This window comes from Pyramidobacter piscolens W5455 (assembly GCF_000177335.1).
In the GTDB taxonomy this organism is placed as follows: Bacteria; Synergistota; Synergistia; order Synergistales; family Dethiosulfovibrionaceae; genus Pyramidobacter; species Pyramidobacter piscolens.
In genome coordinates this window covers 25,952-39,826 of sequence record NZ_ADFP01000009.1, presented here as the reverse complement: position 1 = coordinate 39,826, position 13,875 = coordinate 25,952, and the positions used below count along the sequence as shown (strand labels likewise).

General features: G+C 58.5%; 15 protein-coding genes. 6 read left to right on the top strand and 9 right to left on the bottom strand.

Annotated elements, in window-relative coordinates:
* Window positions 1–109: 109 nt before the first annotated feature.
* Window positions 110–499, top strand: coding sequence for a hypothetical protein (locus tag HMPREF7215_RS00590; protein ID WP_009163603.1), 390 nt, complete (start codon window positions 110–112; stop codon window positions 497–499).
* Between the two features lie 147 nt (window positions 500–646).
* Here HMPREF7215_RS00590 and HMPREF7215_RS00585 read toward each other — a convergent pair whose 3' ends face one another.
* The 7 genes from HMPREF7215_RS00585 to HMPREF7215_RS00560 all read right to left on the bottom strand — a co-directional run bounded on the left by HMPREF7215_RS00585 (window position 647) and on the right by HMPREF7215_RS00560 (window position 6,840).
* Window positions 647–817, bottom strand: a complete 171-nt coding sequence (locus HMPREF7215_RS00585; protein WP_009163602.1) for a 4Fe-4S binding protein — start codon at window positions 815–817, stop codon at window positions 647–649.
* Between the two features lie 95 nt (window positions 818–912).
* Window positions 913–1,917, bottom strand: a complete 1,005-nt coding sequence (locus HMPREF7215_RS00580; RefSeq protein WP_009163601.1) for an NAD(P)H-dependent glycerol-3-phosphate dehydrogenase — start codon at window positions 1,915–1,917, stop codon at window positions 913–915.
* Between the two features lie 18 nt (window positions 1,918–1,935).
* On the bottom strand, window positions 1,936–3,810 hold the full coding sequence (typA, locus tag HMPREF7215_RS00575) for a translational GTPase TypA (RefSeq protein ID WP_040549949.1): 1,875 nt from the start codon (window positions 3,808–3,810) through the stop codon (window positions 1,936–1,938).
* Between the two features lie 153 nt (window positions 3,811–3,963).
* Window positions 3,964–4,134, bottom strand: coding sequence for a hypothetical protein (locus HMPREF7215_RS13450; RefSeq protein ID WP_009163599.1), 171 nt, complete (start codon window positions 4,132–4,134; stop codon window positions 3,964–3,966).
* A 17-nt stretch (window positions 4,135–4,151) separates the two neighbouring features.
* The gene (locus HMPREF7215_RS00570) at window positions 4,152–4,736 is read right to left on the bottom strand and encodes a hypothetical protein (protein WP_040549947.1); all 585 of its coding nucleotides are present in this window, start codon (window positions 4,734–4,736) and stop codon (window positions 4,152–4,154) included.
* Window positions 4,737–4,822: 86 nt separating this feature from the next.
* The gene (locus tag HMPREF7215_RS00565) at window positions 4,823–6,340 is read right to left on the bottom strand and encodes a DUF1846 domain-containing protein (RefSeq protein ID WP_009163596.1); all 1,518 of its coding nucleotides are present in this window, start codon (window positions 6,338–6,340) and stop codon (window positions 4,823–4,825) included.
* An 8-nt stretch (window positions 6,341–6,348) separates the two neighbouring features.
* A complete protein-coding gene (locus tag HMPREF7215_RS00560) occupies window positions 6,349–6,840 on the bottom strand; it encodes a YchJ family protein (protein WP_009163595.1) in 492 nt (163 codons plus the stop codon).
* Between the two features lie 217 nt (window positions 6,841–7,057).
* On the opposite strand from HMPREF7215_RS00560, the gene HMPREF7215_RS00555 reads away from it, so the two are divergent.
* Window positions 7,058–7,444: a (deoxy)nucleoside triphosphate pyrophosphohydrolase gene (locus HMPREF7215_RS00555; RefSeq protein ID WP_009163593.1), complete on the top strand. Its 387-nt coding sequence runs from the start codon at window positions 7,058–7,060 to the stop codon at window positions 7,442–7,444.
* Between the two features lie 56 nt (window positions 7,445–7,500).
* On the opposite strand, the gene HMPREF7215_RS00550 is transcribed toward HMPREF7215_RS00555, so the two are convergent.
* Window positions 7,501–8,787, bottom strand: a complete 1,287-nt coding sequence (locus HMPREF7215_RS00550) for an amidohydrolase (protein WP_009163592.1) — start codon at window positions 8,785–8,787, stop codon at window positions 7,501–7,503.
* A complete protein-coding gene (locus HMPREF7215_RS00545) occupies window positions 8,784–10,001 on the bottom strand; it encodes a M20 metallopeptidase family protein (RefSeq protein WP_009163591.1) in 1,218 nt (405 codons plus the stop codon). Before HMPREF7215_RS00545 ends, HMPREF7215_RS00550 begins: the two co-directional genes overlap by 4 nt.
* 112 nt (window positions 10,002–10,113) lie before the next feature.
* Here HMPREF7215_RS00545 and tmk point away from each other — a divergent pair, with 112 nt between their 5' ends.
* The 4 genes from tmk to ftsY are packed head-to-tail and all read left to right on the top strand — an operon-like array spanning window position 10,114 to window position 13,857.
* Window positions 10,114–10,719 carry a dTMP kinase gene (gene tmk / locus HMPREF7215_RS00540; protein WP_009163590.1) on the top strand — a complete coding sequence of 202 codons (606 nt, stop codon included), beginning with the start codon at window positions 10,114–10,116 and terminating at the stop codon, window positions 10,717–10,719.
* Entirely contained in the window at window positions 10,716–11,519 is an 804-nt protein-coding gene (locus HMPREF7215_RS00535; RefSeq protein ID WP_009163589.1) for a DNA polymerase III, delta prime subunit, read from the top strand. The genes tmk and HMPREF7215_RS00535 overlap by 4 nt, the downstream gene beginning before the upstream one ends.
* Complete coding sequence (locus HMPREF7215_RS13880; protein ID WP_050768837.1) at window positions 11,461–12,924, top strand: PSP1 domain-containing protein; 1,464 nt, start codon at window positions 11,461–11,463, stop codon at window positions 12,922–12,924. The genes HMPREF7215_RS00535 and HMPREF7215_RS13880 overlap by 59 nt, the downstream gene beginning before the upstream one ends.
* 3 nt (window positions 12,925–12,927) lie before the next feature.
* Window positions 12,928–13,857 (top strand): signal recognition particle-docking protein FtsY, encoded by a 930-nt coding sequence (gene ftsY / locus HMPREF7215_RS00525; RefSeq protein ID WP_009163587.1) that lies wholly within the window; start codon window positions 12,928–12,930, stop codon window positions 13,855–13,857.
* Window positions 13,858–13,875: the final 18 nt, after the last annotated feature.

Below are 13,875 nucleotides of genomic sequence, written 5' to 3'. Positions count from 1 at the left end.
CCGATGCGGAAAAGTTGTCCTTTGGGGGTGAATGCTGGTATAATTTTTACGGTCGGAGCACAGGCGTTTTCATGTGCCGTTTGAGAAAAACTTTAATGAGGTGAGATCGATGATCAAACGCTTGTTCGAGTGTCTGGCGCTGGGATTTCTGGCGGTGCTGGGCCTGGCGAAATTGAGGAGGAAAAAGGTCAATCCTCTGGCGCTGCGCGTGCTGCTGGGCATTCTTTGCCTGATGGCGATCCTCGTGGATTCCTCGCTGGTTCTTCTTTACGCGGGAACGTGGCTGCTGTTTTTGCTGGCGGGGGACGTGGGGAGGAGATTCAACGTCAATCTGAGCCTTTTTGTGCCCGCAGGGGCGGAAAACGGCAACGCGTCCTTTGAAGCGGAGGAAAGTTCCGCGTTGGTCCAGCCTGTTGAGGATATGACGACCGGATCCTTGAAATTGGCCTTCTTGAAGAAGCCGCTCTCCCTTCTTGCCAAACGGAAGGGTAAAAAATAGATGGTCTCTGTGGAGCCTCCCTTTCCCCTTGCGAGAGCGAGGGGGGAAGGGAGGCTCTCTTGATGCAAACGAAAACCACCGGCAGCGCCGGTGGTTTTCGTTTGCAAAAAAAACAAGGCCGTTCGTTGGGGAACGGCCCGATATTTCTTACAGGGAGATTGCTTCGACGGGGCAAGCGCTGACGCAGGAACCGCACTCCACGCACTTGCTCTCATCGACTTTGGACTTGCCGTCCTCAAGAGTGATCGCCTCCACGGGGCAGGCACCTTCACACGCGCCACAGCCGACGCAGGTGTCGACGTTAACCTTAGCAGCCATTCTGTTGCACCTCCTTCGCTTTTTGTCATTGACCAAAGTTTACAATAAGTCTTTGACATGCGCAAGAGTTAGCTTTTGTGTCAAATGGAGTGCGCCTAAAAAAGGGGATATTCCGGTTTGGGATCGCGAGTCAGCAAATTCTGCAAGGCGTCTTTGAGATCGAGGCGGCCGTAAAGCACCTCATGGACTGCGGAAGAGATCGGCATTTCGACGGAGAACTTTTCCGCGAGTTCCTTGACGGCTTTTACGGTATAAGCCCCTTCGGCCACCTGGCCAAGCGCGGCCGCGGCCTCGTCCAGCGTCATCCCGCGGCCGATCATCTCGCCAAGGCGAAAGTTGCGCGAGTGGCGGCTGTAGGCTGTGACCATCAAATCGCCTATGCCGGCGAGGCCGGAAAAAGTCTGGGGACGGCCGCCCAGCGCGACTCCCAGACGGGTGATTTCCGAAAGGCCGCGCGTGACCATCGCCGCCGTGGCGTTGTCGCCCATCTCCAGACTGTGGAGAAGTCCCGAGGCGATGGCGACGACGTTTTTCACGGCGCCGCCGACTTCCACTCCGGTCACGTCCGGGTTCGTATAAACGCGGAATGTCTCTCTGTTGAAGAGTTTTTGCCAGAGCGCCGCGGATTCCCGGTTCAGCGACGCGGAAACGAGCGCCATCGGCAAGTCGCGGATCACTTCTTCCGCGTGGCTTGGCCCTGAAAGGGCCGTGTAGGCCGCTCCCGGGAAAAATTCTTCCATCAGCTGGCTTATAAGCTTTAACGAACGTATCTCAACGCCTTTGGCCGCGTTGGCGATTTCGACTTTCGGCGTATAAAAAGGAACGAGCTTTTCCAGCGTCGCGCGCAGGAACTGCGTGGGGGTGACGAAAAGCCAGTAGTCGGAAAACTCTGCCGCTTCCTGCAGCGCGTGCGCGGCGTGGATCAGCGGAGAAAGCTGGAAATCCTGGAGATAAGAAGGATTGTAGCCGTTCGCGTTGATGGCGCGCGCCTGCTCTTCGACGAAACACCAAAGGCAGACTTCATGACCGCTGCGGGCGAGGCTCTGCGCCAGCGCGGTTCCCCACGTGCCGTTTCCCCAAACTGTGACTTTGCTGTTCACGTGAATCGCTCCTTAATGTCAAGCTTCGTTTTTGATCTTTTCGGCCTTCTTGCGTTCGGTCATATCGAGAATCGTCTTGCGGATGCGCACTTCTTTGGGCGTGGCCTCCACGAGTTCGTCGTCTGCGATCCATTCCAGCGCCCGGTCCAGAACGATCGTTCTGGGAACGTCGAGGTGGATTCCCATTTCTTTGGTCGACGAGCGGTAGTTCGTCTGGGCTTTTCTTTTGGTAGGATTGCAGGGAATGTCGTTGGGGCGGGAATGCTCGCCGATCACTTCGCCGGCGTAAACTTCCGCGCCGGGACTGATAAAGAGCGTGCCGCGCTCCTGAAGGTTCTCCAGCTGATAGCTCGTCGCCGTTCCCGTGTCCATGCTGACCATTGAGCCTCTGTTGCGGCTGACGACTTCGCCGCGCCACAGGTCGTAGCCGCGGAAACGCGAAGACATGATGCCAAGGCCGCGCGTGTCCGTCAAAAATGTGTTGCGGTACCCCAGCAGCCCGCGGGTGGGAATGTCGAATTCCATACGGACGGTTCCCGTGGAAAGATTGTTCATGCTGATCATTTCGGCCTTGCGCCCCGCCAGTTTCTCGATGACGACTCCCTGATACGCTTCGGGAACGTCGACGATCAGCTGTTCGATCGGCTCGAGAAGGTGCCCCGACTCGTCGGTCTTGGTGATGACTTCGGGACGGGAAACGCAGAGTTCCGAGCCTTCGCGGAGCATTTGTTCCACCAGGATGGCCATCTGCAGCTCGCCGCGTCCGGAAACCTTCAGGCCGTCGGGACGTCCCAGATCTTCGACTCTCAGGGCGACGTTCGTTTGGCACTCGCGCTCGAGCCGGGCTTTGAGCTGGCGCAGCGTCAGCGGCGCGCCGTCGCGTCCGGCAAAGGGGCTGTTGTTGACGAGGAAAAACATGGAAACCGTCGGCTCTTCGATGTCAAGCGGGTGGAGCGTTTCGCCGTTCAGCGCTTCGGAGGCCATCGTATCGCCGATGCTGATCGACTTGGGACCGGAAAGCCAGACAATGTCGCCGGCGAAAACCTCGTCGACCTCTACGCGTTCAAGGCCGCGCGTGACCCAGAGATGCACGGCTTTTTCCTGATTGGAGGAAACCGTCTCCCAGCCTTTTTTACGGTCGTTCTCGTCGATCCATTTGGTGCGGCTGTGAACGAACGCGTCGTTCTTGTGCAGCGTCCCCGCGACGACGCGGCCGCAGGCGATCTGTCCGACATAATCGTTCCAGGCAAGCGTGCTGACCTGCATGAGAAATGGTTTGTCGGCGGTGGCGGGAGGCGGCGGAACCCTGTCGACGATGGTCTGAAACAAGGCATCCATCCCTTCGTGGGCGTCTTTTTCGAGATCGCGCACCAGCCAACCGGACAGCCCCGAACCGTAGAGCACGGGAAAATCGGCCTGCTCGTCCGTAGCGCCGAGTTCGAGAAACAGATCGAAAGTTTTCTCGAGCGCTTGGTAAGGCGTCGCTGCAGGACGATCCACCTTGTTGATGATGACAATCGGCTTCAGCCCCATGGCCAGCGCTCGGGAAAGGACGTAACGCGTCTGGGGCATGGGGCCTTCGTTGGCGTCGACCAGAAGGAGAACGCTGTCGACCATCGACAGAACGCGTTCGACTTCACCGGAGAAGTCCGCGTGCCCGGGCGTGTCGATGATGTTGATCAGATATCCGTTCCATTCGACGGTGCAATGTTTGGACGTGATCGTGATGCCGCGCTCGCGTTCGAGTTCGCCGCTGTCCATAACGCGCTCCGCGATCTGAGCGTTTTCACGGAACGTGTGGGCGCCGCGGAAAATCGAGTCGATCAGCGTGGTCTTGCCGTGGTCGATATGAGCCACGATCGCGAGATTTCGAATTTTGTCTACTGAATACATAAGAATGCTCCTTACTTTGCCGGATTGCTGCTGCTGAAAGATGCCTTTCAAAAAATGAATGATACCGCAGATTCCTCTAAAGTACAAGTTGGGGCTCCCGGCAAAAATCAAAGAGGAACGCAGATTTCACTCTGCATTCCTCTGTCACCCGGCTTAGCGAAATTCGGTCATAACGTAGTAGAGCACGACGAGCAGGGAGAAACCGCAGACGAAGTCGAACGCCGCTTTTCCCGGACGGCCGGCGCGCCGAAAGGAAAAACCCAGCCAGAAAAATGCCAGGGCACAGAGACAAAGGATCAATGGCGCTATCGTAGAAGTGAACATATGCATGGTCTCCTTTTCTAAAAGCCGGACGGAGAATGGGGGCCGTCGTTTTGAGGCGCGAGGAGCTCGTAGAGTTCGTTTTCCCCATGGCGTGCCGGCACGGCTCCGTTTTTATTCTCCGCGTGCTCTTTCTTTTTATCCAGTTTTATCGAAATCCCCAGGCCGACGCCGCCGTGGGATGGGCGGATTCTCGCGCTTTCGGCCTCAATCCCCAAAAGACCGAGCGGTGCCTGCACGGCGTTCAAAGTCGCTTCGTCGATGTCCGTGATCGTTTTGCCGGCGCGCTCGACAAATTTTTGGATTTCTGGGGAAAATTTGATCCCGCTCTGCCGATCTTTGTCCTCGAGAAATTCGCGAGACTTCTCTTCGCGCACAAAGCCCGTCTCGACTTTGCCGTGGGCGTTGCCGACGCCCTTAAAGTGAGGAAGCTGCGCAGGCTCCGGGGAAGAGCGGTGATGGTCCTGGCTCTCTGCTGCCGGAACATGCGGAATCGTTGTGGCCGTGACGCTGGCGTCTGGGACGGCGCGCGCCGCGGAGAATGAAGAACAGACGAGAAAAAGCGCGCCGGCCGCAACAAAGGATTTTCTGGCCGTGAAAGCCAAAAGGATCACCTCCTGAGACTCGAAAGCTCCTGTTCAGTGTCAGTCAATTTTAGCATAAAGAAAAGCCGGCGGCGCGCCGTCGGCTTTTACTCGTCGAAAAGACTTTTGCTTGAGAAAGACGGATCACTCGTGAGATTCATGCCCAGTTTGCGGAAACCGCTCTCGTCGCCAGGCGTCGGGATGTGCGAAAGGTGACACTCCCGGTTTCTCAGATTGCGCAGCTGTTCCACCGCGGCGGCGGCGGCGGGATTGGAAGTGGCGCTGATGCTGAGGGCGAGCAAAGTTTCTTCGAGGTCGAGGGCCAGCTTGTTCTCGCCGAAAATCTCCTTCTTGAAGTATGAAAGCGACTGGAGGATGTTGTGCGGCAGCAAGTCGATATCGTCGGGAATGTGGGCGAGGATTTTGGCCGCGTTCAGCACGGCGCTGGAAGAAGAATGGAGCAGCGGAGAGTTCTTTCCCGTCACGATCGTGCCGTCGGCAAGTTCGATGGCCGCCCCGGTAAAGATGCCGCCGTCGCCTTTGCCGCGCGCCTGTCCTTCTTTGACCGCTTCCCGCGCCGGAATCACCACGCGGCGGTATTCGGGCAGAAGATCCAGCTCTTTCATGATCAGGCTGATGCGCTGCAGGCAATTTTTATCCGCCTGGCCGAGAGCGACTTCGCAGGAAGTGCGGAAATAGCGGCGAATGATCTCCTGGCAGGAGGCTTCGCGCACGGCGCCGTCGTCGACGATCCCCCAGGCGATCCGGTTGACGCCCATATCCGTGGGGGACTTGTACCCGGCGTCGCCGCCGGTAATGCGGCAGAGGATCCGCTGGAGGATGGGGAAGGCTTCCAGATCGCGATTGTAATTCACGGTCTTTCGGTCGTAGGCCTCGAGATGAAAATGGTCGATCAGATTGACGTCGCCGAGGTCGGCGGTTGCCGCCTCATAGGCCAGATTCAGCGGATGCTTGAGCGGCAGGTTCCAGACGGGGAAACTCTCGTATTTCGAATAGCCCGAATGGATCCCTCGTTTGTAATCGTGATAGATTTGCGAAAGGCACGTCGCCAGTTTGCCGCTGCCGGGGCCCGGCGCGGTGACGACGACGATCGGTTTGGTCGTGGGGATGTAGTCGTTGCGCCCGTACCCTTCTTCGCTGACGATGGTGTCCACGTCGGTGGGATAGCCTTCGGTGGCGTAATGCGTATAAACGGCGATGCCGCGATTCTCGAGGCGCCTGCGGAAGTTCTGGACGGTGGGCTGCCCTTCGAAACGGGTGATGACCACTCCGGCCACGTGCAGGCCGCGCTGCGTGAATTCGTCGATCAGGCGGAGGACTTCGGAATCGTACGTGGTGCCGAAGTCGGCGCGGATTTTTTTGCGTTCGACGTCTCCCGCATAGAGGCAGATGATGACTTCCGCCTCGTCGCGGAAACTTTCCAGCAGGCGCATCTTTACATTTGGGTCGAAACCGGGAAGGCAGCGCGCCGCGTGATAATCGAAGATAAGTTTGCCACCGAATTCAAGATAAAGTTTTTGGCCGTTCTGCCTGACCCGTTCCGCGATGGCCGCGGTTTGCTCCTTCAGGTATTTCTCGTTGTCGAAACCGATCCGAAAAGCCATGAGGGGACCTAACGGTTTTTGCCGCAGCAGAACTTGTATTTCTTTCCGCTTCCGCAGGGGCAAGGATCGTTTCGTCCCACTTTCGGGGCAGAACGGACGAACGTCTCGGGAACGACCTGACCGTCCACGAAGAACCAGTTCCCGTTGATTTTTTTGAAGTACGACTTCTCGTGGTGGTTGATTTTTTTGCCCTCAAGTTCGAAGCTGGCCACGAATTCGACGACGCCCTCGTCATCGTCCGGCCCGCCGCCGACCGTGCTGCGGATTTCGATGCCGAGCCAGTGCGCCGAACGGGACCATTCTTCGGTCGCTTCCTTGCTGACGTTCTCCCGTGTTTCCGGATCATGGCTGGAAATGATAAAGTCGATGTCGCCGGTCGTGTAGGCCACGTAGCGGGCCTTCATCAATTCTACGGCGGTTCGGGCACGGCGGCTGCCTTTGATAATGGGGCGGCAGCATTCTTCCAATTCACGGTTTGAACCACAAGGGCAAAGAGACATGATGGAGCTCCTTTCAGGAAATGCGGAAGATTGGCCGGAAGAGGCAAAAGTCTGCTCCGGCTGAACATTGTCCCATTATAGCACTTCTTCGACGAAAGACGTGAACGGCGAACTCGACCAGCCACAAAGCGGCGGAACGGCCTTGTGCGAACTGGGAGGACTGGTACAATGGAAATAACGACGGAAAAGCCATCGTGAGAAAGCGGGGAATGATATCATGATCGACGTGGCGGCTGCCATCATCTGCGACGATAAAGGGAAAATTTTGATCTGCCAGCGGCAAGGCGGCGGAAACTGCGCCAATCGCTGGGAGTTTCCGGGCGGCAAGCGCGAGCCCGGGGAAACCATGGAAGAATGCCTGATCCGCGAATGCCGCGAAGAGCTGGGCGTCTGCCTCAAGCTGGAGGGGCTTTATGCCGATCTGAGCTATGCTTATCCGGATGGGGCGATCCATTTCAATTTTTTCAAGGCCCGGATTCAGGGCGGAACGGCGACGCTGAACGTGCATCGGGAGATGCGATGGGTCGCGCCGGCGCGTCTGTTGGATTTCGACTTCTGTCCGGCCGACGAAGGGATCGTTCGTCGGCTGGCGGCGGGACGATAGCATGATGAAAGCGGGGAATTTGCGGCGAAGCAGATTCCCCGCTTTCTGTCGTTTCTTTATTTTCCGGAGAGACGCCTGATAGCGCCGCAGAGGACGTCGCAGCCGATGGGCAGGCAGGCCTCGTCGAAGTCGAAATGGTCGTTGTGGTGCCCCGCGGCGATGGTCGCCCCCAAACCGACGTACGTGGCTTTGCCGCTGCGATCCTGCACGCGCTTCATCATCCAGCAGGCGTCGTCGCTTCCCGACATCAGCTGTTTGGGGAAGACTTTCGTGACGCCCTTGACCTCGCGGGCCGCGTCGCAGATGATGTCGACGATCTCCCGATCGCTGTCGGCGGTGTTCGCCTCGCCGCGTTTGAAGATCTCCGCCGTGCAGTCGTACATGGCGGCGGCCCCCTGAATGACTTGAACGGCGCGCTCGTACACATATTTGAGAATGTCGTCGGTCGCGCCTCGCGTCTCGATCTTCATGGACGCCTTGGGAGGCACGACGTTGCGTCCTTCGCCGGCCTGAAGCACGCCGACGTTGATGCGCGTCGGCCCGTCGCGATGCGGGGCGATGGCGTGGAGGTTCAGCGCGGCCGAAGCGGCCGCCAGCAGCGCGTTTTTCCCCTGATTGGGCTCGCCGCCGGCGTGGGCGCCCTTGCCGGTGAAATCGACGTCGATTTTCGTAGTGCAGAGGAAACCATAGGTGCCGCCGTAGACCGTTCCTGTCGGCACGCCGAGGCCGAGGTGGAGCGCGATGAACCAGTCCGCGTCGTCCAGCAGGCCGGCCTGCGTCATCGCGTAGCCGCCGCGCACGCCCTCTTCCGCCGGCTGAAAGAGAAAACGGATCTTGCCTTTGAGGGAGTCTTTGTGTTCGGAGACGTATTCGGCCACCGCCAGGCCGATCGCGGTGTGCCCGTCGTGACCGCAGGCGTGCATCCAGCCCTTGTTGACGGAACGGAATCCTTCCCTGGCGGGAAGGTGCCCTTCGTCCGCGGCTTCGTCGGTATCCACGCAATCGATGTCGAAGCGCATGGCGACGACGGGACCTTCGCGTCCCGTGTCCAGCTCGGCGCAGAGGCCGGTGGTGCCGCCCGTTTTTTTCACCCATGCGGGGTCGGCCCCCTGATCGACGGCGCGCCGCATTTGCGCTTCGACGTCGATTGACCGTCCCATGACCGTCTCCGGTCTGACGAAATCGCCGCCGAAGCGCAGCGCATAGCCAAGCCCGTCCATGATCTGGGCGACTTTGGCCGTGGTGCGGAACTCCGTCCAGCCAGTCTCGGGATAGCGGTGGAAATCGCGGCGTCGTTCGATCATTTTCTGAATGCGATCGTTTTCGGTTAGCGTGCACGTCATTTTTTGAGTCCTTTCAGGTCGGAGTCGAGAAGTTTCAGCGCCATTGAAGCGAGGTACTGGATTCCATAGGGGAAACAGGCGGGGTCGGGAAGGAAACGGTCGTTGTGGAGCGCCGGCATGTCTTCGGGCGCGACGCCGTCAGGGCGGCAGCCGAGCCAGGCAAAAGCGGCCGGAACTTTCAGCGTATAAAACGAAAAATCCTCGCCCGTCGGCGGCACGGGAAGATAGGGCAGCACGCCGCTCTCGCCCAGCACGTCGCGGATCACTTCCCGGCCGATGCTCACGAGCCGTTCGTGGTTCATCGTCGCCGGAAATCCCGTCTGATAATCGATTTCGGCCGTACAGCCATACGCGGCGGCCGTGTTGAAGATCGCCCGCTCAATCCACTGCGGCAGCTTTTTATGATCCGTCTCGTCGAAACTGCGCACCGTGCCGTCGAGGTCGACGCGGTCGGGGACGATATTGTAGCGGTCGCCGCCTTTGATGGTGCCGATGGTGATGACCGCGGTATTGCGGGGACACAGGTTTCGTGAAATAATAGGCTGAAGCGCCATGACGACGGCCGAGGCCGCCACGATGGCGTCGGCGCCCAGGTCGGGCATCGACCCGTGACTGGCGACGCCATGGATCGTGGCGCGAAGATGATCGGAAGAGGCGGACACCGCGCCGGCCTGCAAACCGATCGTCCCCGTCGCCAGCGTCGGCCAGACGTGAAGGCCGATGATCGCGTCGACATCGGGATTTTCAAGAACGCCGTCGCGGATCATCCCCGGCGCGCCGCCTGTCGGCGTCATCTCTTCCGAGGGTTGGAAGATAAATTTCAGCGAACCGGCGATCTGCTTCTTCATTTCGCAGAGCACATGAACGGTCCCCAACAGGATCGCCGTGTGGGCGTCATGCCCGCAGGCGTGCATCACGCCGGGAATCTGCGAGGCGAAGGGACAGCCCGTGTTCTCCTGGATGCTCAGCGCGTCCATGTCGGCGCGGAGCGCGACGCACGGCCCCGGACGATCGCCCTTTAAAAGCGCGACGACGCCGTGACCGCCGACGTTCGGACGAATTTCGTCCAGCGGCAGGCTCTTCAAAATGTCGTACACGAAAGCCGCGGTTTTCTCTTCGTGGTAACTGAGCTCCGGATGAGCGTGGAGATGGCGGTAAAACGTCATGCAGCTTTCGCGGTATTTCTTTTCGAGTTCTCTGACGAGCTGGTTCACCGTGGATCGCCTCCCAATGGATTGATTCGTGTAAAATATTCGCAGCTTATAGTATAACTTTAGAAGCGCACGTATTCCAGTAAAAATTTCATTCTGGTGGAGTGAGGCATAAATGTTTATCACGATAGAAGGGATCGACGGCTCCGGCAAGTCGACACAGGCCAGGCGCCTCGCGGCGCGTTTGAGGCGCGAGGGCAAAAAAGTGACGGAGACGCATGAACCGGGAGACTGGCCCCACGGGGATATTCTGCGCGCTCTTCTGCTGAACGGGCGGCTCCGGCACCCGATGACCGAGATCATGCTTTTTGTGGCCGACCGGTGCGAACACGTCGCGCAGGTCATTCAACCCGCTCTGGATCAAGGGGAATTTGTCGTCTGTGACCGCTATAACGACTCCACCCGGGCCTACCAGTGCTGGGGACGCGGACTAAAAGAAGACATTCTGGAGAGCCTGATAAAGTGGTGCGGGATTCCGGAGCCCGACCTGACGGTCTGGCTTGATCTCCCGGTGGAAGAAGCGAGGAAGAGGATGGCCGGCCGCGGCGGAAGCGATAGGATCGAAGGCGAAGACTTGAAATTTCATGAGGCCGTCGCCCGTGGTTTTAAAGAGTTGGCCGAAAGGAACGGCTCGAGATTTTTCAGAGTCGACGCCCGGGCAGGCGAGGACGAGATCGAGGAGACGATCTTCTCCGAATTGAAAAGGCGTTGCGTCATATGAGTCAGAGCGAAATCTTTTGGCAGAACGACGTTCATTGGCATGAGTTGCTGAAATTTATCGCTCGGGGCTCGGTTCCCGGTTCGATCGGCATTGAGATCCGTTTGCCCTGGCAGCGGGAGGTCATGCTTTCGCTGGCTCGCCGCATCCTGTGCGAGTCGGGTTCCGCCTGCGGCCAGTGTCCGTCGTGCCGGGCGTGGGTCGATGCGGAACATCCCGATTTGTTGGTCGCCGGCGAGCCGGACGCGCCCGCGCCCATCGACGAATGCCGCGCGAAAAGCGCCGACCTGTCGCTTTCGCCCGTCGTCGCGCCGGTGCGGCTTCTGGTGTTTTACGCTCCCGAAAAGATGAGCCCGGGAGCGGTGAACAGTCTGCTCAAGATTACCGAAGAACCGCCGCCCAAGGGGCACCTTCTGTATATGATGGACCGCGGCACCATTCTTTCCACTTTGCGAAGTCGTCTGTGGATGTTATCATTCTCCGTGGAAGAAAAAATCGCGCCTTTGTCGCCTCCGGCTTCTCAGTCCGAATGGCTGCGCTGGTTGAAAGAAAACGAGAAAAACGACGTACAGAAATGGTACGCCATGGCGCATGGCTATGCGTCGTGGCTCTGCAAAAACGGCAAGCTGGAGCGCGCCGGCATGCTGCGCCAGCTTGCCGAGACGGCGCTCGCCACCCACCTGTCTGCGGCGATGTGGACAGATCTTTTGTTTCTTCTGTTGAGAGAGGAGTATCCCTTTGAGCATGTATTTGACGATTTTCGGCAAACCGCGTTACCTGGGGCTGATCGTTGCCGAAAATAACATTCGTTTTGAAAAAGGAGAACAGCTGCTCGTAGAAAGTTCGCGAGGGACGGAGATCGCCGTCGTCGCCGGAGAGATCACGGAACGCCAGGAAGCCCTTTACCGAGCCATAGACAACCGGCAGGAGGGGCAGTCGGGCAATGATTCCGGGCTTCAGAACGTAACCTTCCTGCATAAGGCCGGGATGGAAGATCTGGAAAAAGAGAAGAACAACCGCGGCGAAGAAGAGCGCGTTCTTGTCGCCGCCAGACAGGTCTTGAGCCGTCATAATCTTGACATGAAACTGGTCGACGTGGAATACATGAACGATCGTAAAAAATTGTTTTTGTATTTCACTTCCGAGCAGCGCGTCGATTTTCGCGCTTACGTCCGGGACCTGGCCCGGGAATTCCGTACGCGTATCGAGCTGCGGCAAATCGGCGTCAGAGACGAGTCCAAGGTGGTCAAGGGGATCGGCGCCTGCGGCCGCGTCTGTTGTTGCAGTTACTGGCTCCATCGTTTTATGCCGATCGGCATTAAAATGGTCAAGGAGCAGAATCTGGCTCTCAATCCGACCAAAATCTCCGGACTGTGCGGGCGGCTTATGTGCTGCATGAGCTTCGAACAAAACTCGTACCATGAATTGTGGAAGAGTCTGCCGTCCCACGGTGCCAAGATCAAAACGGAACAGGGAACGTGGATCTTGACGGGCGTCGATCTGGCGACGCGGACCTGTAGCGTTCACGGGCCGGAAGGAAACATCAGCATCCCCGTGACGATGTATCAGCAGTTCAAGGAAACGCTGCTCGCCGGCAAGACGTGGAACAACGAAGAGCACGGCCTTGACGAGAAAGGGCAGCCGTTGACGGCGTTTGAGGGAGGCGCTCCGATCGTCGGTGAGGAGCGCGGCTGTTCGGGATGTGAGAGTTGTCCTCAGTACAGCGGAACAAAAAAAATATCAGACGATCGCGACGAAACGCGGGTGACGGTTGTAAACGTTTCCGACGTAACGGCGGGCAATGGGAAAGGCACTGCGGAATATACAGAAGAAGCGCGCCGCCGGCATCGCAGGAAGAACACCCGCGTTTTGGCGACAGAGGGCAAAGCAGATTCGGGGAACAAAGAGGAACCGGCTTTGGAGCAGAAGAAAGCGGGACAGAAAAATATTCTCCAGGGGGGCAAGGCAAAACTCCCCTCAAGACCGACCGGCTCAAAAAATCAGAAGCGCAGAGACGAGCAGGGGACTGACGCTCCGCAGCCCCCGGCCTATGGGAGCACGGGGGGTGCGGTTCCGGAGGAGCATAGCCGTTCGGGAGCGTGGGGGCGCCGGACCTCGAGTCGCGGATTCCATCGCCCCGGCAACAGGAAAAGACCTGTCTCCGAACCATCTTCGCGGACAGACTCTTCTGAGGAGGGGAAACGCTAGCCCATGTCCTTTTTCGGCAAGTTGAAAGAGAAACTCGACGGCGTTCGTCACCGTTGGAGCGCCAATATAACGCGGCTCTTCGGCGGCACGATCGACGAAGACTTTTGGCTGGATCTTGAAGATGTGCTGATCGCAGGCGACGTGGGGTTGGAAACGGCGGAAGCTCTTTTGGGCGAAATGAGAGCGTATCATGCACAACGCCGCTGCGACGGGAAAGAACTGCTCCGGCATTTCAAAAGCGAACTGGTAAAACGACTCGGCGGGGTCCCGCGCATGGGCGCGCCGTTGCTGAGCGGCGAAAACGGCCTCGCGGCGATTTTGATGGTCGGCGTGAACGGCAGTGGGAAAACGACCACGACGGGAAAGCTGGCCTGGCTTTACAAAAAGTCGGGCAAAAAAGTCATCGTCGCCGCCGCGGACACCTTTCGGGCCGCGGCGATAGAACAGCTGCAGGTCTGGGGCGAAAAAAGCGGGATCCGCGTGATCGCGCAGAAGCAGGGCGGCGATTCGGCCGCGGTCGTGTTCGACGCGCTCTCGGCGGCCCGTTCCTCCGGCGCGGACGTTCTGATCGTGGATACCGCGGGAAGGCTCCAGTCCAAGCACAATCTCATGGAAGAACTGGGAAAAATCTATCGGGTGATCGAACGTGAAGTCGGAAAAGAACGCATGGAAAGCGTTCTCGTGCTCGACTCGGTCATCGGCCAGAACGCTTTCCGGCAGGCGGAAGTCTTCAACGAAGTGGCGCCGCTGACCGGGGTCATCCTCGCCAAATACGACAACACGGCCAAAGGCGGGATCGTCCTGCCGATCGCCGACAAGCTGCGTTTGCCCATTCGTTACATCGGTCTTGGCGAAGCGCCTGAAGACCTGAAACTTTTCAACGCCGAGGAATTCGTGGAAGCTCTTTTCGGAGAAACGGCGCCGGAAAATTAACTCATTGGAGGCTCGTAT